This is a genomic window from Micromonospora sp. WMMD1082 (genome assembly GCF_029626175.1).
GTDB lineage: Bacteria > Actinomycetota > Actinomycetes > Mycobacteriales > Micromonosporaceae > Micromonospora.
Genome location: NZ_JARUBM010000002.1, coordinates 703833 through 729000, shown reverse-complemented (window position 1 = coordinate 729000; position 25168 = coordinate 703833). Strand labels below are relative to the sequence as shown.

The window sequence follows — 25168 nt, the reverse complement described above, 5'->3', positions numbered from 1 at the left end:
TCGGTCAGCGGCTGGCGAACATCAGTCGGCATCAGGCCAATAGGCTTGTGATGGTCTCCGGAAACCAACGCCCAAGCCCGAAGGGGCGCGGTGCTATAGCAGCGCCAGGGGAACGACGTTTCGGTGGCAGTACATAGACCGTTACCTCCCCCGTTCCGCTGTCGAGGATCACCAGCGGCAGTCGTTTGACGATCTCTATGGGGCAGGATGCTACGCCGGGTCCGCAGCGCAAGTCCACCCCACTTCGGTCGTCAGATCCTCCCTGCCGCCGCGCCCGTACCCGTTTGTGCAGGCAACGCGCGGACAAGATCGATAAATAGTCGTCGGCGAATCGCTCGCGCCATGGTGCCGTTCCGTGCGACGGCGCCGCCGTAGACCGATCTGACCTGTTGCAGGCACTTTGCCATGCTTTCCTCCACAATGGTGGGTCGGCTTCGTCTCAGTCGATGGTCACGGTGCGGCAGGCGGATGTTCAGCTGGATGTGGATAATGATTGATCGTGGCGCATCGCAGCAGACTCTCGACGATCCTCATTGACGTACCCAGCGGTGAGGCACCCGCGGCCACCGCCTTCTGGTCGGAAGCACTTGGTGTGCCGGCACGTGCGGTCCCCGATGAGCAGCAGTTCACCTCTCTGCACGGCGCATTGCCCGAGCTGATTCTGGCGGTTCAGGCCGTGGATGACCAGGCTCGATATCACGTCGACATCGAGACCGACGACGTCGAGGCCGAAACGCGCCGACTGATCGCCCTCGGCGCCGTCGAGGTCGGACGCTGGCTGGAGTGCGTAACCTTACGGGCTCCGGGCGGTCACCTCGTGTGCGTCATTCCGTGCCACGGCGATCCGGAGACCTTCGCGTCTCGTTCGCAGTCCTGGCAGTAGACGCGCGGCCCTGCGCGATGTGGCACGAGCCTGGTCGACGGTCGGGCCTGGCTACGGTGCGGCGGCATCGCTGTCCGGAGCGTTGATCCCGTGAGCCCACTTGTTGATCACGTTGAAGGTGGCCGGTACCACGGCGACGGCGGTGGCCGGTGGATGCGGCTCGGGCTCGCCGGGCTTTCGCCACTCAGCCCGTACGGGGTAGCCGGTCTGCTTCGCCAGTGCCTCACGGTCGATCCAGCTTGCGGCGGTCGGCGTAGCGGTGAGGCAGATGGTCCAGTCGTCTTCCTGTAGTAAGTCGATCAGCTCACCGATGCTCAGCACGGGAGGAGATGAGTTCGGCAGTGAGTGTTGTTAGTGCCCCGTCATGCAACCGTGAACGGGCAATCCGGGGCCGGCTACGGCATCGGGTCCAGATCTTGGACAGTTCCCGTTAGCGCTGGACGGAAACTGTCCAAGATCTCGCGTCAGGGTGAGCCCAACTGTTGGTCGTCCCACGGGCAGCTGCGCATGTCCAGCCGCCTGACACCACCAGGTGTCTCACGTTCAGATCCTGCGCCGTCTCGCCAGCCGCTGCTCGATGCGGCACGAGCGTGGTCGACGTTTCGCCAGCAAATGCCCGGACGGTGGCGGTCGGCGTGGCTACGGTCTGGCGGCATCGCTGCCCGGAGCGTTGAGTCGGTTGGCGACAGCATGCCAATCCCATTCGCTGGGGAGTGGCGAAACTGCGACGCCGGCCTCCTGGATTAGTCGCAGGTGCCGATCGTAGCTGGGGTGGGCGGCGAGCTGCGCCTTGACATTCGGAAAGGCGTAGACGGGGATGCCGGCACCGAGTGTCTCGTTGAGGATGCCGAGCGCGAGGGTGTCGTTGATCCCCTGGGCCCACTTGTTGATGACGTTGAAGGTAGCCGGTACTACGGCGACGGCCGTGGCCGGTGGATGCGGCTCGGGCTCGCCAGGCTTTCGCCACTCGACCCGGACGGGGTAACCGGTCTGGTTCGCCAGTGCCTCCCGGTCGATCCAGGTCGCGGCGGTTGGCGTAGCGGTAAGGCAAACGGTCCAGCCGTCTTCCTGTAGAAAGTCGATCAGCTCACCGATGCGCAGTGCCGGCGGGGCGGCGCAAACGACGAGGGCCAGCACCCTTTGACTGGTCATACCGCACAGCTTGCCTCGTTCAGGAAGTCGCGGTGTGGCGCTCACGAGGCCCTTGCGCGGTCGGGGGTTGGGGGTAGAGGTAGGGCTCTGGTGAGAACGATGAACTCCGGTGCGTCTTCCCACCCTGGCCGCAATCGAGCCTGCTGCGCCCAGCCCCACGAGTCGTAGGCGCTTCGGGCGATCGCGTTGTCGGGACGGACGAGGAGGGTGGCGCGCTCCTCGGCACGGCTGCCGAGTAGTCGGTCGTGAAGTGCTCGCGCTACGCCCTGGCGTCGCCAGTTGGCCCGCACCAGCAGCTCGCTGATCGCGAAGGTACGCCGGCCGTCCTCGTCGGTGAACCCGACGGGAACCGTACCCCTGATGCCCTCCCACCACCGGCTCTGCGGCGGAAGTGGAAAGCCGTAGATGTAGCCGATCAGCTCGCCGTCGACCACGGCGGTGACGAGCTGCCACTCTGTTCGTTCCCGGTGTGCGCCGAGCTGGCGGCGGTAGCGATCCTCACCGTAGAACTCACCCTCGTCGGCGTGAACTTCCAGATAGAGCGCCACGAGGTCGTCGATGAGCTGCTCGGCCTCGTCAGAGTCGTAGGTCTGTAGGTCCGGGCTGCGGCTGTGGCCAGCCGCATAGTTCGTCCTTCGCCACGTCATCGTGCATCCGCAACAATGGTGATGGCCTTCTGATATGCCGCCAGGATGGGGTCGGTGAGTTCGGGTGTGATGGCGAGGGTGGTTGTGGATGTCATGTCATGACGCGCGCCATGGCCGTCGATCACGACGGCTCCCGCCTCGCGCGCAATGATCACTCCGGAAGCCATGTCCCACGGATGGTTGGATAGGGTCAGGGCGGCGTCAAGTTTGCCGTGGGCAAGCCATGCCAGGTCCAGTGCCGCACTGCCGGTCATTCGTATTCGCTGGACCTCGGCTGCCAGCTGGCCGGTCAAGGCGAGCCGCAGCTGGTTGCGTGTCTCCGCGTCAGGACCCACCGCATAGTCCCCGACAGCCACCAGTGCCTGACTCAGGCAGGTGGTGTTACTGACCGTGATCCGCTGCCCGTTGGCGTGGGCACCCCATCCCTTCGCGGCGGTGTAGGTAGCGGAGAGAAACGGCAGTTCGATGACACCGACTACCGCCTCGTTTCCCTGCACGAGCGCCAGCGACACCGCGCACAACGGCAGGCCGCGCACGTAGTTCGACGTGCCGTCGATAGGGTCGAGAACCCATCGCTTGCTTGACGATCCGCTCGGTCCTTCCTCTTCACCATGGAAGCCGATGTCGGGAGTCTCGGTACTCAGGAAGGCTCGGAGGTCCCGCTCGATCGCGTAGTCCAGCTCCGAGACGACGTCCCGATCACCCTTGGAGGCGAGCGCTCCGGGCGACTGCTGCCGCATCGCTTCCGCCGCCCGCCGCGTAGCCTCGACTGCGATAGGCAGGTGCTCTTTGTAGCTGCTCACAGTGCCCGCCTCCACTGCCACTGCGACTCGAAGACCTGCTCAAAAACCGGATACAGCCCTGCCCCCGACTCTCCTCGGTACATCACGAACGCAGGGGAGTCGACGCCACGGCTGTCTGTTAGATAGGGCTGGGCAACACAAAGGTCATCTACCACGATGATGTTAAAGCGCAGAGTCTCGTTGTACGTTGCCAGTTCCAGACGCTCCCGTAGTGCGATGGGAAGGCGGTCGCGGACCCGGAGCAGGGTTTCGATGTTCAGCTTGGTCAACGCCGACAGTTGGCCGGGTGGAAACCCTTCCTCCCGCTCTCGGGCCTGAGTCGATGCCCCATCGGGGTCAAGGAACAGGCAGCGGGCATGGGCACCCCGCTCCAGGAGTTCCAGCCAACGTCGGTCGGCGTAATCCTGGCAGAGCATGTTGAGGGACAGGCCGACTGCCCGCACAACTCGCGCACGGTCGAGGAGTTGGTCAGCAGGCATGGCAGCAGTGAGATGGGATCGACTCTGGTAGACCGCCGTCAGGCCACCCAACACATCGGCAGCGGAAGAAAGTGACGTGTCGCTTGGCCCTCCTCGCGTGGCGACGAGCGCGGCATCGAACCGATGGCGTGCGTCCTCGGCGGACTTGTCGAGGACCGTGTCGAGCGCCGCTTGCATTTCTGGCCGAGGGCAAACCGCGTCCTGCCCGGCTTCCCACTTCGACACCGTCCGTTCGGCCACCCCGAGGTGGGCAGAGAAGTCTCGAATGCTCATCCGCAGCGCTTGGCGTAGCGCTCGCGTTTCCCGACCGGTCCACCGGTGCACCGTGGTCATCGTGCCGCCTTCTGTCGCGTCGGCATCGGCTGAAGTGCAGCCTATCGCCTGAGCGTGCAGCGCAGTTACCGCCAAGGTGCAGTCCGTAGTCATGTCGATTGGGTGACCTCGCGAACAGGGTGGAGGCATGGCCCGGGGCGGGTGCTGGGCTCCGGTGGCGTCGACCCGAGCGGCGAGTGCCGTCCCCCGCCCGCCTCGGTGCCGAAGCCTGGTGAGGGAGGGACATGGATCCGATCGACGAGGTGCTCGGCGAGCTGCCGATGCCGCCGTACGTGACCGCTGAGGATGTCGGCTTCGCCGTCAAGGCGTTGGCCGTACGCGTGGCGGAGCAGTGGCCCGAGGGTCCGCGCTGCGGCAACGATCGTGCACCGCACCCGTGTCGGCTGCATCGCTGGGGTCGGCGGGTGCTTGATCGGCGGGGTCTTTCCGACCGGCAGGTCCAGGCGCTGATCGCCGAGCGGGGGGTGCCGCAGTCATGATCTACGTGCCCGGGGAGCGGTTGCATCCGCATCACCTTCGCACCGCTGTCTTCGACAGTCGCTGGCGTGGCCTCGACGCGGACCAGGTGCGCGACTACCTCGACCGGGTGGCCGACGAACTCGAACGGCTGCACCGGGAGCTGACGACGGCGAACACCGAGACGGAACGCATCCGGCAGGCGTTGCGGCAGTGGCAGTCCCGGCACACCGGCTGTCGGCATGCGCCACATGGCTCACCGAACACCCGGCGGCCGCGATGATCGCACCCCGCTGGATCATCCACCTCGCCACGACGCTGACCAGCCGCGACGAGGCGACCAGGCTCGCCGAGGCGCTGCGCGACTCGCTCGGGCACATCCCGAGCATCGACTTCGGCGAGGCAACGCTCAGCGAGGAGGACCACCAGTTGGTGCGTACCCGAGTGTGGTGTGATCTCAAGATCGGCGGCGCTGGCCGCTGCCGGCGTCGCGACGACCACGACGGGCCGTGCGCGGCCACCGAAGAGTAGTAGCCTCCCCGGCATGCCCGACACGCGCTGGCGCGATTCCCTTGGCGGGCGTGTCGGGAGACGCTGTCATATTGTGAGTGTTCGATCCGTCACCGTGAGGGAGCGTGGTGGAGTCGGATGCGTGACGTGCTCAGGTCTGCGGCCGGGGAGCGGTTGAGTCTCGCCGGCTACGACGAGGACTTCGCCGAGGCCGTGGGCTCGGTCGACGGTCCGATCCTGCGGACGCAGCGCTTGCAGACGTTGCGTGAGCCCGGCAACCCCGCCTGGGAGGCCTTCGCGCAGGGGCGCTGGGACGAGGCGATGGGACTCGCGGCGGAGCCGGATCCGGAGACCGTCCGGTTCTTCGAGGCGCTCGATCGGGCCGGCTCCGGGTTGCGCCGGCTGCGGATCGTGGAGCGGCCGTTGTCGCCGTATCTGATCTGGGAACTGCACACCCTGCGCCACCGCGCGGCCGCCGGCGAACGGATCCGGATACTCGGCGCGGACCGGCTGGCCGGCTTCGAGGGCAAGCATGGCCGGATCCCGGAGCTGATGGTGCTCGGCGACCGGGTCCTCTACGAGGTGATGTACGACCCGTCGGGCACGCCGGTGGGCGCCCGGAAGGTGGTCGAGCCGGGCGTGGTCCGGGCCTGCCGGGTGCAGATCGAGTCGCTGCTCACCGAGGCCGAGTCCTTCGACTCCTTCTTCCGGCACGAGGTCGCCGGTCTGCAACCCCAGCAGTAGGGCTCAGCTGACCCGTCTGTCCCCTTGTCGGCGTGCTCGGCGCCGGCGCGGCGTGGCGGTGCTCACAGAGCGGTCTGCCAGCCGCTAAACCGGCGGCGGTTTGTCGGTGCCGGCGGCTAGTCTGCCCTGCGGGCCTGCCTCTTCCGCACGTCGTGCCGACCCTGGCAGGTCGACGCCGCCACCACCGCTCGTCCGTTCGGTCGATCCGACTTCAGGAGACTTCGTGACACAGCAATCCGTCGCGGCACCGCAGCCTGTCCCGACCTCGGACAAGCTCGACGCCGCGGTGCTCAAGGTGGCCGGCGTCGTCGTGCTCGGTGCGATCATGTCGATCCTCGACGTGACGGTGGTCAGCGTCGCGCTGCCGACGTTCCAGAGCGAGTTCGACGCGTCGTACGCCCGGGTCGCGTGGACGATGACCGGTTACACGCTCGCGCTGGCCACGGTCATCCCGCTCAGCGGGTGGGCCGCCGACCGGTTCGGCACCAAACGCCTCTACATGATGGCCCTGGCGCTGTTCACCATCGGCTCCGGCCTCTGCGCCACCGCCGACACGATCGGTGAGTTGATCACGTACCGGGTCCTGCAGGGCCTCGGCGGCGGCATGCTCATGCCGATCGGCATGGCGATCATGACCCGGGCGGCCGGGCCGAACCGGATCGGCCGGTTGATGGCCGTCCTCGGCATCCCGATGCTGCTCGGCCCGATCGGCGGCCCGATCCTCGGCGGCTGGCTGATCGACGTGGCGAGCTGGCACTGGATCTTCCTGATCAACCTGCCGATCGGCGTTCTCGCGCTGGCCTACGCGCAGTGGGCCCTGCCGAAGGACAACCCCCAGCCATCCGAGTCGTTCGACTTCCTCGGCATGCTGATGCTCTCGCCGGGCCTCGCCCTCTTCCTCTACGGCGTCTCCACGCTGCCCGAGGCCGGCACGTTTGCCGACGCCAAGGTGTGGGTGCCGATGCTGATCGGCGCCGCGCTGGTGGTGTCGTTCGTCATCTACAGCTTCAAGCCGCAGCACCCGCTGCTCGACCTGCGGCTGTTCCGCAACCGCCGGCTGACCATCGCGGCGGTGACCCTGTTCGTCTTCATCATCGCGTTCATGGGCGCCGGGCTGCTGTTCCCGAGCTACTTCCTGCAGGTGCGCGGTGAGTCGACGCTGCACGCCGGCCTGCTGATGGCGCCGCAGGGCATCGGCGCCATGGTCACCATGCCGATCGCCGGCATGCTCGCCGACAAGGTGCCGGTAGGCCGGACGGTGCCGTTCGCGCTGGCGCTCATCGTCGCCGGGTTCTTCACCTTCACCCAACTCGACGCGGACACCTCGTACGTGCTGCTCTGCGGCTCGCTGTTCGTCATGGGCCTGGGCATGGGCGGCACGATGATGCCGATCATGACGTCGGCGCTGAAGACGCTGACCGGGCACGAGGTGGCCCGAGGCTCCACGCTGGTGAACATCCTCCAGCAGATCGGTGGTTCCGTTGGTGCCGCCGTGATGTCGGTGATCCTCACCAACGAGCTGAACGGCTCCCGGCCGATCCCCGGCCTGGCCGGCCCGAACGGCGAGCCGGTCACCGAGGCCGGCCTGGCGATCGCCGCCCAGCAGCGGCCGGAACTGGCGCAGCAGCTTCCCGACCCCTCGATCATCGAGCGTGGTCTCGACTTCGCCGCCAACTCCTTCGCCACGACCTTCTGGGTGGCCTTCGCGCTGGTGGCGGCGACGTTCATCCCGGCCGCGTTCCTGCCCAGGCGGCGGGAGCGGTCACACCTGCTCGACGACCAGCCCGGCGACCAACCCAGCACCCCCGTCGTCGTGCACTGAGCCCTCCGCCGGCGGATCGGTCCGCCGGCGGACTGGCTCCGGCAGCGACGTGCGGCATGTCGGGCGTTCGCGCTCGCGAGATGGCCCGAGTTGCGGCATGTCGTGGGGGGCGGGGGAGTGGGCGGTCAGCGGGCGTCGGTGACCACGTGGGCGCAGGCGGCGCAGGCGGCGGAACCCTGCTCGGCGAACCAGCGGCAGGTCCGCCGGATGGCGCAGCGCGGCAGGTCCGCCTCCGGTTCACCGGCGATCTCCGCGTACGAGGCGGCGAGGCGTTCGCCCAGCCCGCAGTGCTCGCCGGTCCAGAAGCCGCACCGGCTGGTGACGCAGGGACCGGCGAGGCGGTACCTCGCCTCCACCGGGGCGTCGGCCTCCGCCGCCGCGGTGACGGCCACCTCGGCGGGCATCGCCGGGGTGACATAGGCGACCCGACCCGCCGGAGTGATCATGCCGAGGAAGACCGTGGCGTTGTCCGCGGGCGTACTCGGGCACATCCGCTCCGGCGGGACCGGCCGGTCTGACGTTGGGGTCACTTCTGCAACCAGAAGCCGATGTCATTGATCTTCTGGCCGAGGTCCTGGGCGAACGGACCGTCGATCACCCACAGGCCGTACCACTCGGGCCGCAGCCGCAGGTTGGCGTGGCCGAGGGCGAGCGGGTTGGTGAGCTTGGTGCCGGCGACCGAGAGCGCGGCCAGGCCGGCCTTCTGGATCTCACCGGCGATCTGACTCTGCTGGTCGGGTGTGAGGTCGACGCCGTCGACCACGAAGCGGAACTCGTGGCGTGCCATGCTGTTTCCTCCGGTTCGTCAGTACGTGTCGGTCCGCAGCCCGCGCCGCAGGGCCGCCCTGGTGAAGGCCGCCCAGCCGGAGCGGGAGGCCGCGTCGAGGGAGCCGACCTGGTGCCGCCACGTCGCGACACCGGCGGTACGCACGCCCCACAGCTGGCGGCAGGCCGCGACCGCGAAGGCCACCTGCTCGGGCGTACCGGTGAACCCGGGCTCACTGTCGACCACCCGCAGCCCACCACCGGCGTCGGCGGTGACCTGCCCGAAGTGGTGGTGCAGGCTGGCCAGGGTGCCCAGGTGGGCGAGGTCGGCCCGACCGGCGACGAAGGCGTCGAACGGCCGATCGTCCACCACGACCCAGACGGCGTGCAGGGTGAACGCGTCCCCGGCGGGGTCGGCTTCGCCGGCCACCTCGGTGGGGACGCTCCAACCACGCGGCGAGTTCGCCGACCAGAAGGCCAGCCAGGCGCCCAGCCGCTCGTGCAGGTCGGGTTGGAGGGCCGCCGGGGCGGCCAGTCGTGCGGTGGCGATCCCGTCGCGGGTGACCGCCGGTGGTGCCGCGCGGACCGGGCTGGCCGCGACGGCGGGTGAGGTGGCGACGGTTGCGGTGACGGCGGCGGCCGAGGCGACCGCGGTGCCGGCGAGCAGCCCGCGCCGGGACAACGAAGCAGATAGGGATTTCATGGTCCGCCTTTCTCTGACGGCCTGCGCACACTCCACGCTATAGACGGCAACAGATCATCTGAATCGCCGTTCTATCGGGACGCCGACATGAATCCCGGTGATAGACGACGGCGTGAGTCCATTCATCCTGCATTCCGTCGCCGCTGGTCAGCGCCCCGCCGAGCCACGAGCCGGGGCCCATCCACGAGGCCGGGGCCCTCGCCGTGTCGGTGGCGTCGGCTACCGTCGGTTGCCATGAAGGCGCGGTCCGGCGGAGTCATGATCGGGCGGGACCACCCCGCCGGCCTGCTGCGCGCCGAGGTGGACCGGGCCGCGGGCAGCCACGGCGGCCTCGTCCTGGTGGCCGGCGAGCCCGGCATCGGCAAGACAACCCTGGTGACCGACGCCGCCGACGAGGCCCGCCGGCAGGGCGCGCTGGTGCTCGGCGCCGCCTGTTGGGACTCGGCGAGCGCGCCCGGCTACTGGCCCTGGACCCAGGTGCTGCGCGGGCTGCGACGGTCGTCCGGCGACTGGGCGGTGGCCCGGGAGTCCGCCGAGCCGGCGCTCGCCCTGCTGCTCGGTGACACGTACCCTTCCGGGGCAACCTCCGGCCCGGGAATCCTGAGGTCCGCCGCGGCGCCCGGCGGCGGCCCGCCCATCCCGGCGGGCCCGGGAGTCCTGGGGCCCGCTGCGGTGCCCGGCGGCGAAACGCCCACGCCGGCCGGCGGCGGGAGGCTGATGGTGGCCGGCGCCGGTGGGTTGACTCCGGCCGGCGATGGCATGTTTACCTCGGCTGTCCTGCACGGCGAGGGTGACGCCGCGGAGCAGGAGGCGTTCGCCCTCTACGACGCGGTCACCACCGCCCTGGTCACCGTCTCCCAGCACCGGCCGGTCATGGTGATCCTCGACGACCTGCACTGGGCCGACGCGGCGTCGGTGCGGCTGCTCCAGTTCGCGGCACAGCACACCTGGTTCGAGCGCCTGCTGCTCGTCGGCACGTACCGGGACGCGGAGGTGGAGGCCGGTGACCATCCGCTGCGCCCGTTGCTGATGTCGCTGGTGGCCAAGGCCACCACGATCAGCCTCACCGGCCTGGCCCGCGACGAGGTTGGCGCGCTGATGACCCGTACCGCCGGCCGGATGCCCGACCCCGACTGCGTCGACGACGTGCACCGGCGCACCGGCGGCAACCCGTTCTTCGTCGAGCAGACCGCCCGGCTGTGGCACGCCGACGGCACGCTGACCGCCATCCCGCCCGGCGTACGGGAGGTGGTGCGGCGCCGGCTGGATCACCTGCCCGCCGTGGTGGTGGACGCGCTCACCGTGGCCGCCGTGCTGGGCGGGGAGTTCCACGGCGAGGTTCTCGCGGCCAGCGCCGGTCTGCCGCCGGCGCGGGTCGGTGAACTGCTCGACGTCGCGGTCACCGCGCGACTGCTGCTCGCCGTGGGCGGCGGTCGGTACTCCTTCGCCCACGATCTGGTCCGCGAGACGCTCTACGACGGTCTGGCCGACGACGACCGCAAGGCCCGGCATGCCGCCGTGGTCCGTGCCGTCGACGAGCACGTCGCGCTGGACCGGTTGCTGATCCCGGCCGACCTGGCCCGCCACGCCTGGCTCGCCGGCGCGCACCTCGACGCGGCCCGTTCCACCGAGCTGCTGGTCACCGCCGCCCGGGACGCCAGCTGCCGGCTGGCGCTGGAGGAGTCCACCGTGCACCTGCGCCGGGCGCTGGCGGTGGTGCGGGACGATACCCAACGGGTGAAGATCATGATGGATCTGGCCGACCGGCTGTCCCACGGCGGTGACGGTGAGGAAGCGCGGCGACTGCTCGCCGACACCGCCGCGCTGGCCCTGACGATCGACGATCCGGCGCTGCTGGCCCGGTTCGCCCTCCGCGTGCACCGCCACTGTCAGATCAACGCGGCGCTGGCCGTCGACACGGACGCGCTGGTGCGGGAGGCGTACCGGCGGCTCATCGGTGAGCCCGACGACATCGCCCCGGTCAGCACCCTCGAAGCCGGCCTGATCGCCGCCACCGAGGCACTGGCCCGACGGATTGACGACGACGAGGCGCTGACCTTCGCCCTCTGGGCCCGCCACGACGCCATCTGGGGGTTGGGCACCGCCGCCGACCGAGCCGCCCTGACCAGGGAGATCCGCGACCTCGCCCGCCGCACCGGCGACCGGGAGACCGAACTCTGGTCCACCTCCCTGCGCTGGGTGGCCCTGCTGGAGCTCGGTGATCCCCGCTACCTGGACGAACTCACCGCCTTCGTGACCGAGGGCCGGCAGACCGAGAGGCCCCGGCACCGGATGGCCACCGCCATCGACGGCGGTATCACCAGCGCCTTCCGGGGCGACTTCGCCGGCGCCGAGGCCAGCTACGCCGAGCTGGGCGACCTCGCCGAATGGGAGCACGCCGACCACGCCTTCCTCGGCCACCACCTGCGCTGGTCGTTGCTGCTGCTGCGGGGCCGCTTCGACGAGATCGACGCCCTGCTCGACGGGCTCGCCGGCGGTGACTACCCGCACCTGGAACTGCTCCGGGCGATCACCGCCGCCGAGCGCGGCGACCACCGGAGCGCGGCCCGCATCACCGCACGACTCGAAGCCAGCGGGACCGGGCGCGGCGGCTCGATCTCCCCGCTGTGGCTGCGGCTGCGCGCCCAGGCCACCGTCGCCGACCCGAGTCGCTGCGCCGAGGCCCGGCAGGCCCTGCGGCCGTACCGTGGCCAGTGGCTGGTGTCGCTGTTCGGCTGCGACGTCAGCGGCCCGGTCGACCACTGGTTGGCCGTGATCGACGCCGCCGAACAGCGGTGGGACGACGCGGTCGCCGGTTTTTCCGCCGCCCGCGCCAACGCCGACCGGATGGGCGCCCGCCCCTGGTCGCTGATCGCCCGGGTGGCGCTCGCCGATGCCCTGACCGGCCGGGGTGGCCCGGGCGACGCGGCGAGCGCCGCCGCCCTGCGTGCCGCCGCCGAGCCGGAGGCCCGCGACCTCGGCATGCCGCAACTGCTCACCCGACTAGCCGACGCGACGAGCGGTGGCGGTGCGTCGGCGCCCGGCGGCGGTACGTCGGGTGGCGGTGCGGCGACGCCCGGCGGTGGTGCGTCGGGTGGTGCGGTGCCCGGTGACGGGGCATCGGATGGTGCGATGTCCGGCGGTGCGGTGCCGGGTGGCGGGAGAGCGGACGGGGTTCCGGGAGGGCCGACGCCGGCCGGGTCGGCGCCGGCGGAGTCCATGCTGGCCGGGTCAGTGCGGGCAGGATCAGTGCGGGCAGGGTCGGCCGGCGACGGCGATGGGTCGGGCCGGGTGTACGAGTTCCGCCGCGATGGAGCGGTCTGGCGGCTCACGTACGACGGCACCACCACCCATCTGCCCGACGCCAAGGGGCTGCACGACCTGCGCCTGCTGCTCGGCCGCCCGGGTATCGACGTGCCCGCGGTCGAGCTGCTCGACCCGGCCGCGGGGCCGGAACTCGTCGCTGCCCGCCGGATGGGCGGTGACCAGGTGCTCGACGACGAGGCGAAGAGCCGCTACCGGCGTCGTCTGGAGCAGCTCGACGACGAGATCGACCGGGCGGCCGGGCGCGGCGACCAGGTGAAGATGGCCGCGCTGGACGCCGAGCGGCAGGCGCTGATCGACCAGTTGCGCACGGCTGCCGGGCTGGCCGGGCGCACCCGGCGGCTCGGCGACGAGGCGGAGCGGGCCCGCAAGACGGTCACGGCACGCATCCGCGACACGTTGCGCCGCCTGGACGAGCGACATCCGCCGCTCGCCGCCCACCTGCGCGACACCGTCTCGACCGGCGTCTCCTGCCGCTACCTCCCCCAGAACCCCCACCCCTGGCTCCTCTAACTGCCGGCGTGCGTAGCGGAGAGACAAGGACGAACCCCACTGTCGGCGTGCACCTCGGCCGCCGCGAGACCGGCTGGGTCCTCCCGCCCTCGGCCTGCAAGATCCGCGCAGTTTCAGGGATGTTGCTGCCTCCAGCGCTGACGAGGCAGCAACATCGGTGAAGTTGTGGAGATCATGGCGATCATGAGGTTAGCGGCGAGTTCGATCTTCACGGATGCCGCTAACCTCATGATCAACAGCGGTTGTCGGTGGTCAGCGGCGGTTGTAGCGGTACATGGTCAGGGTGCCGAAGATCACTATGAAGGCGGCGCTCCAGAGGAGCATCCACATCATGGCCGAGGCGTCGGTGGTGCCGGCCATCGCCGCGCGGACCGACGACACCAGGTGCGTGATCGGGTTCGCCTTGACGAAGGCCTGGAGCCAACCGGGCATGGTGCTCGGGTCGACGAAGACGTTGCTCAGGAAGGTCAGCGGGAACAGCACCATCATGCTGACCCCCATCACGGACTTCTCGCTGCGCAGGACCAGGCCGAAGAACGTCCAGACCCAGGAGAACGCGAAGGAGAAGACCACCAGCAGGCCGATCCCGGCGAGGACACCGATGACGCCGCCGTCGGGACGGAAGCCGAGCACCAGCCCGACGGTCAGGATCACCACTGCCGCGAGCACGTAGCGCAGCACGTCCCCGACGATCATGCCGACCAGGGCCGCCGGCCGCCACACCGGCAGCGTACGGAACCGGTCGAAGACGCCCTTCTCGATGTCGGTGTTCAGCCCGACGCCCGTGTACATGGTGATCATCACGACGCTGGTCACCATGATGCCCGGCAGGAAGAACTGCAGGTAGTCACGTGGGCTGTCGGCGAGCGCGCCGCCGAACAGGTACGTGAACATCAGCACCATGATGATCGGGAACGCGGTCACGTCGAACAGCTGCTCCGGCACATGCTTGATCTTCAGCAGGGCGCGCCAGCTGAAGGTGAGCGAGGCCGACAGCGGGCTCGGCCGCGGCGGTCGTGCGCCGGGCGCGAGGACCGTACCCAACGCCTCGGTCGAGGGCACGTAGACGGTCGGCGCCCGGCCGGTCGAGGTGGCGGTGTCGCTACTCATCGGGCTACCTCCAGCTCGTCGTCCCGCTCGTCCTCGGCGGGCACCGCGGGGTGGTCGGTCAGGGCCAGGAAGACCTCGTCCAGGCTCGGCTGGCCGAGGGAGAAGTCGTCCACCACGATCCCGGCGCGGGACAGCTCGCCCAGGGCACGGGCGGCTCCCGCGCTGGCGTCCAGGTCGCTGCCGTCGCCGCCGACCCGGGCGGTCATCGCCACCGGGTCGGCCTCCAGCTGCACCGGCACGTCCAGCACCGCGTGCAGCACCCGCTCGGCCTCGGGCCGCTGGGCCGGATCCCGCAACCGCAGGTGGACCGTGCCGGAGCCGACCGACGACTTCAACTCGCCCGGGGTGCCCTCCGCGATCACCCGGCCGTGGTCGACCACCGCGATCCGGCTGGCCAGTCGGTCGGCCTCGTCCAGATATTGTGTGGTCAGCAGCACGGTCGTGCCGTGGGCCACCACCGCCCGGATGATCTCCCACACCTGGTTGCGGCTGCGTGGATCCAGCCCGGTCGTCGGCTCGTCGAGGAACAGCAGGTCGGGCGTGTTGAGGATGCTCGCCGCGATGTCGATCCGCCGCCGCATGCCACCCGAGTATTTCTTGACCTGCCGCCCGGCCGCGTCGGTCAGCCCGAACGCGCCCAGCAGCTGCTCCGCCCGCTGCTGGGCGGCGGGCCTGCGCAGCCCGAGCAACCTGCCCAGCAGGATGAGGTTCTCCGAGCCGGTCAGGTCCTCATCGACCGAGGCGTACTGCCCGGTGAGGCTGACCCGTGCGCGGACGGCGTCGGCTTCGGCGACCACGTCGTGGCCGAACACCCGCGCCCGCCCACCGTCCGGACGCAGCAGCGTGGCCAGGACGCGCACGGCCGTGGTCTTGCCGGCACCGTTCGGGCCGAGCAGCCCGTACACCGCGCCGGCGGGGACCTGTAGGTCGATGCCGGCGAGCGCCCGGGTCTCACCGAAGGACCGGGTCAGGCCCTCGGCCTCGATGGCGAGGCCGGTGCTTCTACTCATGATCTTGAAACTTCCTTCCGCTCGTCACACCTGCGAGCCGGTCGCGCGTCACCTTCCGCGACCCGCCACCCCAGCACACTCCACGGGTACGACAGAAATAGTCTCTCCCGTGGCCTCCGCCTGCTACAACGACGGCGGCCGGCGGTGGTGGCCGGCTCATCCCACCGGCTCATCCCACAGGCGCGAGACGACGAGCAGCCGCCGCTAGATCAGATCTAGCGGCGGCTGTTCCGACCCCGCGGCACTGGCCCGCGCGCCACCCGCCGGCAGTGGCCTCGGGCCGCTGCCAACCCCCGTTACCAGGCGGTGTCGAGCCGGTGCCGTTGCTCGGGCGTCAGCTTCAGGTCGACGGCGGCGAGACTCTCCTCCAGCTGGGCCACGGAGGAGGCTCCCACCAGCGGGATGGTGGGCACATCGCCGTCGATCAGCCAGGACAGCACCACCTGGTTCACCGTCGCGCCGGTCTGTTGCGCCACCTCCCGCAGCGCGGCCAGCCGGACCGGCGCGCTCGGCAGGTCGTACTCCGGGCCCAGCGGCCGGTCCGCCCGGCTGTAGGCACCCCACAGCAGCGACCCGTACGACACCAGGGTCAGGCCGGGCTCGGCCCGCAGGTAGCCGATCAGCTCGCCGCCGACGGCGCCCACGTCGCCGTCGGCGTCGAGGTCGGTCGGCCCGTCCAGGCGACGCGGCAGGTAGCTGCGGTGGTACTGGAGCACCTCGTACCCGGGCAGACCGGCCGCGGCGGCCAGCGCGCGAGCCCGCTCCACCCGCCACGTGCGGTGGTTGCTCGCGCCGAGCAGCCCGACCGTGCCCTCGGCGACCAGTTCGGCGAAGCCCTCCACGGTCTCCCGGACCGGCACCCGGTGATCCTCGATGTGGGCGTAGAGCAGGTCCAGCTTGCCCACCCCGAGGCGCTGCCGGCTGCGCTCGGCGGACTCCCGGATCACCGCGGCCGACAGCCCTTCCGGGTTGTCGAGGTAGCTGGTGCCCGGTGCCAGCGGCCGCGCGCCGAGCTTCGTGGCGATGACGATCTCGTCGCCGATGCCCCGGCTGCGCCGCCACCGGCCCAGCAGTTCCTCGCTCTCCCCGCCCTGCCCGCCGTTCATCCAGAACGCGTAGTTGTCCGACGTGTCGATGAAGGTGCCGCCCGCCTCGACGAAGCGGTCCAGGATCGCGTAGGAGGTGGCCTCGTCGGTCTTCGTGCCGAAGAGCATCGCGCCGAGGCTGAGCACGCTGACCTCGCGGCGGGTACGCGGGTCCGTGCCGATCGTGCGGTACCGCATGGAAACTCCTCTCGTGCGCCCGAGCGGATGGACGCGGCACCAGCCTGCGTCTTCGAGCGCACTCGAGGTCAACCCCACCGTGGCAGGGCCGGTCTGAGGCACACCCGCCGCTCGGGCCGTTCGGCGACCCGACTGACCGCGCGTACCCGTCCGAAGGTCCATTGCCTGCGGCCCCTGAGCCCGGTGCGTACGTCCGGCCCTGCGCATACGGTGTGTTCCTGTCCGATCTCGGTGCGTAGAAGGGTTGTGCCGTGCCACAGTTGCCGGACCTGCCATTCGGCTTGGAGTACGCGGCACTCGGGCTCTTTCTGCTGGCCATGCTCCTCGGGGTGGTGCAGCAGTTCTTCGCCGACTGGATCAGATCCGTGTTGGCCCGCCTGTGGGGCCTCGTCGCGGGCCGACGCCGTGGCATCCGTCCGGACGAGTGGCGCCGCTACCGTGCCTGGGTCGCCCGCACCTACAACCGTATGGAGCTGGGGTTTCTCCGGGACGTCTCGATCACCCTCGACGAGGTGTACGTGCCACTGGAGTACGAACAGGGCGGCAAGCGGGTCGACATCTACCGCGATGTCCAGGGGCATCGACGCACGGTCATCCTCGGTGCGGCCGGGGCGGGAAAGTCGATGCTGCTGCGGCACTCGATGGTGCGGTGGGCGGCGGCGCCCGAGCGGTTCGACCGGGTACCGGTCCTCGTGGAACTGGCCCGGTCGAACCGGGACGGGCGCACGATCCGGCAGCTGATCGCGGAGGCCCTCGGTCGGCTCGACGACGAACCCGCCCGCCGCCGTCGGCATCGCACCGCCCGCTCGTCACCGACGCGGACCAGGTCGCCGAGGTGGCGCTCGCCAGCGGCCGGCTCTGTGTGTTCCTGGACGGGCTCGATGAGGTGGTCACCGACCGGCGGGCCACGGTCGCGGAGGACATCAAGGAGTTCGCCGAGCGTCATCCGACGACCCAGATCGTGGTCACCTGTCGCGACGCGGTCTACGACGGCGACCTGCGGCCCGTCTTCGAGCGGGAAGTCCGGGTGGCCGGCTTCGATGACGCCGGGATCCGGCACTTCCTGCGGCTCTGGTTTGGCCGGCGGCGGGATATCCGCGAAGAACACCGGGGATCCGAGCAGGGCGGCGACGACATGCCGGCGGACCCCCGGCATGTCATCGAGCAGCTCATGGCGGAACTGCGGTCGAGCCCGACGGTGATGAGGCTGGCGCGCAGTCCGCTCATGCTGACCATGATCAGCACCTTGTACGAGGCGGACGCGGGCACCGGCCCAATGTTGACCAACTCGCGGGCGGAGTTCTACCAGCAGGCCGTGGACCACCTGCTCCGCCGGGACCGGGATCTCGGCCGGCACCGTCACCTCGCCCGTTACCAGGCCGGTCACAAGCTCATGGCGCTGCGGGCGATCGCGCTGGCCGCGCAGGGTGGCCGATCTCAGGGCACGGACCGTCGGGTGATCGGCGAGGCGGAGGTGTACGCCGAACTTGCCCGCATCCTGCCCCGGTTTCGCCTGGCCGAGGAGCACCTGCCCCGGATGGTCGACGAGATAGTCGAGCGCAGCGGTCTGCTGATCCGTATCGACGACAACAATCTGCTCTACGAGTTCGCCCACCTGACACTGCAGGAATACCTGGCTGCGGTGGAACTCGCGGACGACCCCGACCGGCTGCTCGGGCTGTACCGGGAGAACCCGGGCAGGTGGCGGGAGACGGTGAAGCTCTGGTGTGCCGGAGCCAACCGCGATGCGTCCGGTGTGGTGCGGCAGATCTTCGCCGGCGACGACCGGGACCGGCTGCTGGCCCTGGAGTGCGTCGCCGAGGCCCGACAGCTCGACGAGGAGCTGGCTTCGGCGATCGTGGACAGTCATGTCCGGCTGCTCGGTACGCCGGTCGCCGACAAGCACCTGGTCCTGGCGGCGCTCGGCGCGGTGGCCGGCAATCCGGGGCCGTTCGGCCAGCAGCTTTTCGAGAGCCTGCGGCACCAGGCGCGATCCGGCGGAGCCGTGGCCGAGGACGCCGTGGTGGTTCTCGCCGAGTCCCGACGCCGCGAGGCGATCGAGCTGCTGAGCGAGATGGCGGAGCGGGTACCGGTGGCCCGTGCGGCGTTGCGGGCCACCGGCGAGCTGGCCATTCCGACGCTGGCCGCCCGGGCCGGCTCCGGTTCGGTGGCGGCCGTCGACGACCTGGCCGCCATCGGCACTCCGGCGGCGGCCGTCGCGCTCGCGGAACACCTGTGGGGACGCCACCGGCAGGTCTCCGTGCGTGCGGCGTGGCGACTGGCCGTCCTGGTCAGCGCGGCAGACGTGGAGAACGAGCTCCGCAGGTTCGACCCCGCGCCCGCAGAGACCGTATCGATGGAGCTGGCCGACAAGTCGGGGCGTGTGCGGATCAGGGAGTGGTACGACTGGCTGTGGGCGCCCTTCGAAGCGGGCACCGATCTGGCCCGGACGATGGGCCGCCTCGGCTGGCTGATCCTGGAGTCCTCGGCCGAGGACGTCCCGAGCGATCTCGGCGCCGTCGACGTGCGTGTCGCGATCGGTCTCGTCGCCCGGCGCGGCACGTTCGCTTCCGGTCAGATGCCCGAGGAGCTGACCGAGGAACTGAGCCACACGGCGCACCGTTTCGGCTACAAGCGGGTGCTCTCCGGTTCTTTCAGCACGAATGAGATCTGCGGCATGTTTGACCAGGTCACCCGGCGGGACCCTGGGACAGCACGCGACATCGCGGTGCGGGCGCTGGAGCAGCGGGCATCCGGCTGCCAGGCTGTGCTGTTGGCCGGCCTCCCGACGCCGGTGCTGACGGAGTTGGTCAGTCGCCTGTGGACGCGCGGCACGCTCGACGCCGACCTGCGGGACTGGCGGACGCTCAACGAGCGCGCGGAGGCGCCGACGGTCCTGGCCTACCTGCGCAACGTCGCGGTCACGCTCGGGGTGCTGGCTGGCGTGGCTCTGATCGGCGTCGCGCTCATCCGGTCGTTCGGGACTCTGATCGGCTGGTGGGCCTGGGGGCCAGTGGTGGGGGCGGCGGTCGTGGTGTTCTGCGCGGCACTCGTGGTCACCGGAATCGTGGTCGAAGCGCGGGCGACGTCCGACCCCAATCTGGACGGGTTGATCGGCTTACTAATGTTGATCGGCCTGTTAGGCGTAGTAGGTTTGGGTGCGCCGGTGGCGTTCGCCACCGTGGCCGGTTGGATCGGCATTCCGCAGACGGTCGTGGCGGTCGTCGCGCTCATGGGCGTGAACGTCGTGCTCGTGCGGTGGACCAGCCGCCGGCAGCGGGCGCTGCGCAATCCCTTTCGGGCCCTGCTTGATCGGGTGCCGTCGGCCCGCGTCGCCGAGCCGACGGTGATCGGCCGCCAGGCGACCAGGGGCAGCCGCAGCCCGCGCCAGGCGGTCCTGGCGGGTGAAGAACAAACGTCCAGCGCGGGCTAAGCGGGTCAGCGTTGCCGCAGGGCGGTGGAGGTGAGGCGGTAGCCGATGGTGTGCTCGACCACGCGCTCGACCAGTTCCGCCTTGCGCAGCGCGCCGACGCCGCGCAACCCCAGGTTCGCGGCCAGCTCCCGCAGGTCGCGCACCGGCCAGGGCGAGAGGTACGCCGTACCGTCGGCGCGGCTGGTCATCGCCGCCAACCGCGCGGCGGCCTCCGCCGCCAACGGTCCGGCGTTGACGGTCGGGTCGCCGTCCGGGCAACTCACGTCGGCTGCCGGTCGGGCTGGAGGTGGTCGAGGAACTCGGTGGCGAGCCGGCGCAGCTCGTCGCGGACGGCGGGCACGGTGACCCGGTCGCGTAGCACCACCGGCACTCCCCGTGGGGTGTTCGTGGCGTAGAGGGTGACGTTCTCCCGCAGCGCGGTCGGGAAGACCGGCAGGCCCAGGTTACGGACCTGGTCCATGTAGCCCTGGTGGGTGGCGATCGGTCGCTGCGCCAGCAACTGGATCATCGTGAAGACCACCCCGGCCACGCCGGGGGCGACCTTCTGGTGCCGGCGTACGGTGGCGAACCGGCGGGCGTCGGCGTTGTACTGCTCGACCAGCTCCCGCACGTTGCCGTGCAGGTAGTCGATGCCGAGGGTGGACAGGTAGTCGGCCTTGGCCGGGATGACGAGGTGGTCGCTGGCGATGATGGCCGACTGGGTGACCACGTTGAAGTTCGGCGGGCAGTCGATCAGCACCATGTCGTACGGGTCCAGTCCGTCGGCGAGCAGTCCGTCGGCGAGCGAGCCGCGGACCCGGAACAGTTCGGCGTCGTACTCCTCCCCACCGGCGACGTTGCGGGCGAGGGCCAGATCGATGTCCACCAGTTGCAGGTGGGACGCGATCAGGTCGAGTCGCCCGGCGCCGGTGAGCCGGGCGTTCACGGGGCCGGGGGACACCACCAGCTCACCCAGGGTGACCGAGGGGTTGCCCTGGCGCAGGCCGTCGTACCAGCGCTTCACGGTGCGGCTGTCGCGCAGCCGATCCCGCCAGTCGTCGGGGTCGTAGAAGCCGAAGGTCAGGCTGGCCTGCGGGTCGAGGTCGATGAGCAGCACCTTCATCCCCCGGTTGGCCAGCTCGGCCCCGAGGTTGCCGGTCACCGTGGTCTTGCCGACCCCACCCTTGTAGTTGATCACGGACACGACGTACATCGACGTACCTCCCCAGACGGGTGACGGTAGCGGGCCGCCGCGGCAGAGTTCGATCATCCCCCGCCTTCTGTCGTTTGCACGTAACTACGTAAGTTCGTAGTATCGAGTGATGACCGACGTGGAGGAGCGGCTGGCCGCGCTGGAGGCGCAGGTCGGCGCGCTGCGGGAGCGGCTCGACGGGGGTGTGCCGGCGGCCGAGCCGGAGGGCACCTTCTGGGCCCTCGACGGGCTCAAACAGCGGATCCCCGCCGGCAGCGCCGGCGCGGTGCTCTACACCGGCACCGTCCACCTCGCCGACCAGCAGTTCGACTGGCAGTACGGCCGGGGCGTCGACGATCTGCTGGCCGGCGACTGGGCCGACCTGCCGGCCACCCTCTCCGCCCTGGCCCACCCGGTGCGTCTGCGGCTGCTGCGCGAGATCCTCGGTGGCCGGCAGGGCACCGGCGAGCTGGCCGGGATCGAGGAACTCGGCACCACCGGCCAGCTGCATCATCACCTGCGCCAGCTCACCGCCGCCGGCTGGCTGCGCAGCGCCGGCCGTGGCCGGTACGCCATCCCCGGCGAGCGGGTGGTGCCGCTGCTAGCCATCCTCGCCGCCGCCGGCCGCTGACCGCACCAGGCCACCCGCCAGCGTCCGGCCACCCGCCCCCGGCCGCCCAGCTACCGGCCGTACCGACGGAAGGAGCATCATGCGCAAGCCGCCCGTCATCGCTCTCGTCGCCGGGATCGTCGCCGGCCTCGCCGGACTCGGCGTCATGCCCCGCGAACCCCGACTGACCGCGCAGACCACCGGCGACGCGAACCTCGCCGCCGAGGTCCGCGCCGCGGTGGCCGATCCCGGTGGATACCGTGGGCTCTCCGTGGCGCTGATCGACGGCGGCCAGGTCCGCACCGCCGGCCTCGGCGACCGCGACCGCGACGGCAACCCGGTCGAGGCCGACACCCCGTTCGAGATCGGTTCGGTGCCCAAGGTCCTCACCGGCATGCTGCTGGCCCACCAGGCCAGCGCCGGGGCCGTACGCCCCGACGACACCCTCGGCGCGACCTGGCCCGAGGTCACCGGCCCGGCGCACGAGGTGACCCTGGCCGAACTGGCCAGCCACCGCACCGGCCTGCCCCGGGTACCCCTCGGCTCGGTGCGCGACTGGGTGCGCGTCCTCTGGGCCAACTTCGCGGCCGGCAACCCGTACGCCGGGCAGGACGTCGACCGGGTCCGCGCCGCGACCGACGACCACCGGCCCGGGGACGACCGGGGCCGGGTCGGCTACTCCAACCTCGGGATGGCGCTGCTCGGCCAGGCACTCGCGGCGAACGCCGGCACCGGCTACCCCGAGCTGCTCGACCGGGAGCTGCTGACCCCGCTGGGCATGACCGCGACCGTGCAGGTCACCGACCCGGACGCGGTGCCCGCCGGGCGGGCCGAGGGTGCCCGGAGCAGCGGACGCACCCCGGACCCCTGGATCGGCGCCGGGTATGCCCCCGCCGGCATCGGATACTGGTCCACCGCGGCGGACCTCGCCCGGCTCGTCTCCGCCACCGCCGCCGGCACCGCGCCGGGCGTCGACGCCCGTGAGCCGCGCTTCGACGACACCGAGCGCACCCGCATCGGGTACGGCTGGTTCACCACCCGCTACGGCGACCGCGAGATCACCTGGCACAACGGTGCCACCAGCGGCTTCCACTCCTACATCGGCTTCGACCGGGCCACCGGCAACGGGGTGGTGGTGCTCGGCAATACCGACAAGGGCGTGGAACCGATCGGGCTGCGGCTGCTCGGCGTACCCCGGGAGCAGGCCGGCACCGCCTCGCCGGCGCTGCCCACCTGGGCCGGCGCCGGCATCGCGCTGCTGTTCACCTTCATCGGTGGTCTGTCGCTGCTCGGCACCGTCCTACGCCCCACGCTGGACCGGCTGACCGCGCTGGCGGCCGCCGTCTGGGCGCTGGTCTATCCAGCCCTGGGCCACCAGCTCGGCGACTGGTCGGCCGTGCCGGGCTGGCTCTGGCCGGTCGGGCTCGCGGCCTCGGGCGCCGGGCTGGCCCTGGCCGTCCACCGCTGGCGGGAACTGCCGGTCAACGGTGCCACCGTGCCGTGGCGACGGGTGGCCTCGGTGACCGCCTCGTCGGCCGCCGCCGTCGCGCTGACGGCCGCCCTCCTCTCCTGAGTGCCGGCTCGGTGGCGAGGGGCATCGACGGCCGTGCCGGGCCGAACGTCGGTCCGGCTCGACTGAACAGGCCCTTTGCATCGGGCATCGAGGTGCATCAGGATGGCCGGAAGATCCGGCACACGGGGGTTGGGGAGCCGGACAACCACAGAGGAAGGACGTGGCACATCGTGGTGCCTTTCTCCGGCAGGAAAGTGCTGGCCGCCATCGCGGCCGGCGTTCTCTTGGGCACGACGGCGCTGGTAAGCCCGGCGTTGGCCAGCCCGAACAACAACTCGGCCAAGAAGCTGACCAAGGCGGTGACGGTCAAGGGGGTCCTCAAGCACCTCGACAAGTTCCAGGCCATCGCCAACGCCAACAACGGCACCCGCGCCTCCGGCACCCCGGGCTACGACGCGAGCGCCGACTACGTGGCCAAGCTGCTGAAGAAGGCTGGCTACCAGGTGACCCGGCAGCAGTTCGACTTCGCGTTCTACGAGGAGTTCGGCTCGTCGTTCGCCCAGGTGGCACCGAACCCGACCACGTACGCCGACGGCGTCGACTACGAGCTGATGAGCTACTCGGGCGCCGGCGTCGCGGAAGGGCTCGTCGTCCCGGTGGACCTCGCCCTCGAACCACCGCGCGCCTCGACGTCGGGCTGTGAGGCCAGTGACTTCGACGGCGTGGACGTGGCCGGCAAGATCGCCCTGTTGCAGCGCGGCACCTGCGCGTTCGGCGACAAGGCGGTCAACGCCGAGGCCGCCGGTGCGGCCGGCGCGATCATCATGAACCAGGGCAACGGCACCCCGGAGGCGAACGCGGACCGCTACGACCTGTACGCCGGCACCCTCGGCGCGCCGGTCGGCATCCCGACCGTCGCCGTGTCGTACGACACCGGGGCGCAGTTCGCCGCGACGGCCGGCCTGGTCCTGCGGATCGAGGCCGACACCACGTCGGAGATCCGGAGCACCGAGAACGTCTTCGCCCAGACCAAGCAGGGCCGCACCGACAATGTGGTCGTGGCCGGGGCGCACCTCGACTCGGACCCGGCGGGGCCGGGCTACAACGACAACGGCACCGGCAGCGCCGCGCTGCTCGAGGTCGCGCTGCAGATGGCCAAGGTGAAGCCGTACAACGCGGTGCGCTTCGCCTGGTGGGGTGCGGAGGAGGCCGGCCTGGTCGGCTCGCAGTACTACGTGGACAGTCTGACCGAGCAGCAGGTCGCCGACATCGCCCTCTACCTCAACTTCGACATGGTCGGCTCGCCGAACTACGTCTTCGGGGTGTACGACGGTGACGACTCGGCGGAGGAGGGCTCCGGCCCGGGGCCGGAGGGTTCGGCGCAGATCGAGCAGGTGTTCGAGAAGTTCTTCGCCTCCCGCAAGCTGCCCACCGTGCCGTCCGACTTCACCGGCCGCTCGGACTACGGGGCGTTCATCGACGTCGACATCCCCGCCGGTGGCCTCTTCACCGGCGCCGAGGGCGTCAAGACGGAGGCCGAGGCCGCCCTGTTCGGCGGGCTGGCCGGGGTCTCCTACGACCCCTGCTACCACCAGGCGTGTGACAGCCGCACGCCGGTCGCCGACGGCGGCGACGCCGCCGTCTACAAGGCGCTGGGCAAGAAGTACAAGCTCCAGGGCAACGTGAACGTCTTCGCGCTCGACGTCAACGCCGACGCCATCGCCACCTCGGTGATCACCTTCGCGTTCGACACCTCGGCCGTGAACGGCGTGCCGGGCAAGGCGCCCGGCAAGGGTAAGGGCAAGAAGGGCAAGTCGCACGGCCACAAGCACGGCCACAAGCACCACTGGCGATAACCCGCGAGACGCCCCGATCGGGCCGGGCCACCACCACGGGGCCCGGCC

The 25168-nt window shown here is 70.6% G+C and carries 24 protein-coding genes; 11 read left to right on the top strand and 13 right to left on the bottom strand.

The genetic code is table 11. From position 1 onward, the window contains the following. The first annotated feature begins 499 nt into the window (after positions 1-499). Positions 500-883, top strand: coding sequence for a VOC family protein (locus tag O7615_RS03565; protein ID WP_278175762.1), 384 nt, complete (start codon positions 500-502; stop codon positions 881-883). A gap of 51 nt (positions 884-934) precedes the next feature. Here O7615_RS03565 and O7615_RS03560 read toward each other — a convergent pair whose 3' ends face one another. From O7615_RS03560 to O7615_RS03540, 5 genes are all read right to left on the bottom strand, one after another. After that, the gene (locus tag O7615_RS03560) at positions 935-1204 is read right to left on the bottom strand and encodes a flavoprotein (RefSeq protein ID WP_278175761.1); all 270 of its coding nucleotides are present in this window, start codon (positions 1202-1204) and stop codon (positions 935-937) included. Between the two features lie 318 nt (positions 1205-1522). Then, positions 1523-2035, bottom strand: a complete 513-nt coding sequence (locus O7615_RS03555; protein ID WP_278175760.1) for a flavoprotein — start codon at positions 2033-2035, stop codon at positions 1523-1525. 41 nt (positions 2036-2076) lie between these two features. Beyond that, complete coding sequence (locus O7615_RS03550; RefSeq protein WP_278175759.1) at positions 2077-2682, bottom strand: GNAT family N-acetyltransferase; 606 nt, start codon at positions 2680-2682, stop codon at positions 2077-2079. Then, positions 2679-3485 (bottom strand): inositol monophosphatase family protein, encoded by an 807-nt coding sequence (locus O7615_RS03545; RefSeq protein WP_278175758.1) that lies wholly within the window; start codon positions 3483-3485, stop codon positions 2679-2681. Before O7615_RS03545 ends, O7615_RS03550 begins: the two co-directional genes overlap by 4 nt. Beyond that, on the bottom strand, positions 3482-4297 hold the full coding sequence (locus O7615_RS03540; protein WP_278175757.1) for a DUF5919 domain-containing protein: 816 nt from the start codon (positions 4295-4297) through the stop codon (positions 3482-3484). The genes O7615_RS03545 and O7615_RS03540 overlap by 4 nt, the downstream gene beginning before the upstream one ends. Before the next feature lie 224 nt (positions 4298-4521). On the opposite strand from O7615_RS03540, the gene O7615_RS03535 reads away from it, so the two are divergent. The 5 genes from O7615_RS03535 (at position 4522) to O7615_RS03515 (ending at position 7829) form a co-directional block, all read left to right on the top strand. Then, complete coding sequence (locus tag O7615_RS03535; RefSeq protein ID WP_278175756.1) at positions 4522-4776, top strand: hypothetical protein; 255 nt, start codon at positions 4522-4524, stop codon at positions 4774-4776. Further along, positions 4773-5036: a DivIVA domain-containing protein gene (locus tag O7615_RS03530; protein WP_278175755.1), complete on the top strand. Its 264-nt coding sequence runs from the start codon at positions 4773-4775 to the stop codon at positions 5034-5036. The genes O7615_RS03535 and O7615_RS03530 overlap by 4 nt, the downstream gene beginning before the upstream one ends. After that, the gene (locus O7615_RS03525; RefSeq protein ID WP_278175754.1) at positions 5033-5284 is read left to right on the top strand and encodes a hypothetical protein; all 252 of its coding nucleotides are present in this window, start codon (positions 5033-5035) and stop codon (positions 5282-5284) included. Before O7615_RS03530 ends, O7615_RS03525 begins: the two co-directional genes overlap by 4 nt. A gap of 117 nt (positions 5285-5401) precedes the next feature. Continuing rightward, positions 5402-6007 carry a DUF6879 family protein gene (locus O7615_RS03520; protein WP_278175753.1) on the top strand — a complete coding sequence of 202 codons (606 nt, stop codon included), beginning with the start codon at positions 5402-5404 and terminating at the stop codon, positions 6005-6007. Between the two features lie 223 nt (positions 6008-6230). Next, entirely contained in the window at positions 6231-7829 is a 1599-nt protein-coding gene (locus tag O7615_RS03515) for a DHA2 family efflux MFS transporter permease subunit (RefSeq protein ID WP_278175752.1), read from the top strand. A gap of 125 nt (positions 7830-7954) precedes the next feature. Here O7615_RS03515 and O7615_RS03510 read toward each other — a convergent pair whose 3' ends face one another. From O7615_RS03510 to O7615_RS03500, 3 genes are read right to left on the bottom strand one after another with little or no spacing between them, the layout of a single operon-like run. After that, entirely contained in the window at positions 7955-8359 is a 405-nt protein-coding gene (locus O7615_RS03510) for a hypothetical protein (RefSeq protein ID WP_278175751.1), read from the bottom strand. After that, a complete protein-coding gene (locus tag O7615_RS03505) occupies positions 8356-8616 on the bottom strand; it encodes a hypothetical protein (RefSeq protein WP_278175750.1) in 261 nt (86 codons plus the stop codon). The genes O7615_RS03510 and O7615_RS03505 overlap by 4 nt, the downstream gene beginning before the upstream one ends. An 18-nt stretch (positions 8617-8634) precedes the next feature. Continuing rightward, complete coding sequence (locus tag O7615_RS03500) at positions 8635-9297, bottom strand: hypothetical protein (protein ID WP_278175749.1); 663 nt, start codon at positions 9295-9297, stop codon at positions 8635-8637. Between the two features lie 234 nt (positions 9298-9531). Here O7615_RS03500 and O7615_RS03495 point away from each other — a divergent pair, with 234 nt between their 5' ends. Then, positions 9532-13134, top strand: coding sequence for an AAA family ATPase (locus O7615_RS03495; protein ID WP_278175748.1), 3603 nt, complete (start codon positions 9532-9534; stop codon positions 13132-13134). A 252-nt stretch (positions 13135-13386) separates the two neighbouring features. On the opposite strand, the gene O7615_RS03490 is transcribed toward O7615_RS03495, so the two are convergent. The 3 genes from O7615_RS03490 to O7615_RS03480 all read right to left on the bottom strand — a co-directional run bounded on the left by O7615_RS03490 (position 13387) and on the right by O7615_RS03480 (position 16537). Further along, positions 13387-14244 (bottom strand): ABC transporter permease, encoded by an 858-nt coding sequence (locus O7615_RS03490; protein WP_278175747.1) that lies wholly within the window; start codon positions 14242-14244, stop codon positions 13387-13389. Then, entirely contained in the window at positions 14241-15254 is a 1014-nt protein-coding gene (locus O7615_RS03485) for an ATP-binding cassette domain-containing protein (protein ID WP_278175746.1), read from the bottom strand. The genes O7615_RS03490 and O7615_RS03485 overlap by 4 nt, the downstream gene beginning before the upstream one ends. Positions 15255-15550: 296 nt before the next feature. Beyond that, the gene (locus O7615_RS03480; RefSeq protein ID WP_278175745.1) at positions 15551-16537 is read right to left on the bottom strand and encodes an aldo/keto reductase; all 987 of its coding nucleotides are present in this window, start codon (positions 16535-16537) and stop codon (positions 15551-15553) included. A gap of 835 nt (positions 16538-17372) precedes the next feature. Between O7615_RS03480 and O7615_RS03475 the strand changes: the two genes are divergently transcribed. Beyond that, entirely contained in the window at positions 17373-19970 is a 2598-nt protein-coding gene (locus O7615_RS03475; protein ID WP_278175744.1) for a hypothetical protein, read from the top strand. 5 nt (positions 19971-19975) lie between these two features. Here the strand turns inward: O7615_RS03475 and O7615_RS03470 are convergent, their stop codons facing one another. Next, positions 19976-20233, bottom strand: coding sequence for a Rho termination factor N-terminal domain-containing protein (locus O7615_RS03470; RefSeq protein WP_278175743.1), 258 nt, complete (start codon positions 20231-20233; stop codon positions 19976-19978). After that, on the bottom strand, positions 20230-21162 hold the full coding sequence (locus tag O7615_RS03465) for an AAA family ATPase (protein ID WP_278175742.1): 933 nt from the start codon (positions 21160-21162) through the stop codon (positions 20230-20232). Before O7615_RS03465 ends, O7615_RS03470 begins: the two co-directional genes overlap by 4 nt. Positions 21163-21271: 109 nt before the next feature. Here O7615_RS03465 and O7615_RS03460 point away from each other — a divergent pair, with 109 nt between their 5' ends. The 3 genes from O7615_RS03460 (at position 21272) to O7615_RS03450 (ending at position 25120) form a co-directional block, all read left to right on the top strand. Continuing rightward, positions 21272-21772, top strand: a complete 501-nt coding sequence (locus tag O7615_RS03460; protein ID WP_278175741.1) for a helix-turn-helix domain-containing protein — start codon at positions 21272-21274, stop codon at positions 21770-21772. 79 nt (positions 21773-21851) lie between these two features. Next, positions 21852-23324, top strand: coding sequence for a serine hydrolase domain-containing protein (locus O7615_RS03455; RefSeq protein WP_278175740.1), 1473 nt, complete (start codon positions 21852-21854; stop codon positions 23322-23324). A gap of 170 nt (positions 23325-23494) precedes the next feature. Beyond that, positions 23495-25120: a M28 family peptidase gene (locus tag O7615_RS03450; protein ID WP_278175739.1), complete on the top strand. Its 1626-nt coding sequence runs from the start codon at positions 23495-23497 to the stop codon at positions 25118-25120. Positions 25121-25168 lie beyond the last annotated feature (48 nt).

Coding starts and splice junctions, on each gene's coding strand:
- O7615_RS03555 (WP_278175760.1), bottom strand. CDS start 2,035: ATGACCAGTCAAAGGGTGCTGGCCCTCGTCGTTTGCGCCGCCCCGCCG.
- O7615_RS03550 (WP_278175759.1), bottom strand. CDS start 2,682: ATGACGTGGCGAAGGACGAACTATGCGGCTGGCCACAGCCGCAGCCCG.
- O7615_RS03540 (WP_278175757.1), bottom strand. CDS start 4,297: ATGACCACGGTGCACCGGTGGACCGGTCGGGAAACGCGAGCGCTACGC.
- O7615_RS03535 (WP_278175756.1), top strand. CDS start 4,522: ATGGATCCGATCGACGAGGTGCTCGGCGAGCTGCCGATGCCGCCGTAC.
- O7615_RS03530 (WP_278175755.1), top strand. CDS start 4,773: ATGATCTACGTGCCCGGGGAGCGGTTGCATCCGCATCACCTTCGCACC.
- O7615_RS03525 (WP_278175754.1), top strand. CDS start 5,033: ATGATCGCACCCCGCTGGATCATCCACCTCGCCACGACGCTGACCAGC.
- O7615_RS03520 (WP_278175753.1), top strand. CDS start 5,402: ATGCGTGACGTGCTCAGGTCTGCGGCCGGGGAGCGGTTGAGTCTCGCC.
- O7615_RS03505 (WP_278175750.1), bottom strand. CDS start 8,616: ATGGCACGCCACGAGTTCCGCTTCGTGGTCGACGGCGTCGACCTCACA.
- O7615_RS03500 (WP_278175749.1), bottom strand. CDS start 9,297: ATGAAATCCCTATCTGCTTCGTTGTCCCGGCGCGGGCTGCTCGCCGGC.
- O7615_RS03495 (WP_278175748.1), top strand. CDS start 9,532: ATGAAGGCGCGGTCCGGCGGAGTCATGATCGGGCGGGACCACCCCGCC.
- O7615_RS03490 (WP_278175747.1), bottom strand. CDS start 14,244: ATGAGTAGCGACACCGCCACCTCGACCGGCCGGGCGCCGACCGTCTAC.
- O7615_RS03485 (WP_278175746.1), bottom strand. CDS start 15,254: ATGAGTAGAAGCACCGGCCTCGCCATCGAGGCCGAGGGCCTGACCCGG.
- O7615_RS03480 (WP_278175745.1), bottom strand. CDS start 16,537: ATGCGGTACCGCACGATCGGCACGGACCCGCGTACCCGCCGCGAGGTC.
- O7615_RS03465 (WP_278175742.1), bottom strand. CDS start 21,162: ATGTACGTCGTGTCCGTGATCAACTACAAGGGTGGGGTCGGCAAGACC.
- O7615_RS03460 (WP_278175741.1), top strand. CDS start 21,272: ATGACCGACGTGGAGGAGCGGCTGGCCGCGCTGGAGGCGCAGGTCGGC.
- O7615_RS03455 (WP_278175740.1), top strand. CDS start 21,852: ATGCGCAAGCCGCCCGTCATCGCTCTCGTCGCCGGGATCGTCGCCGGC.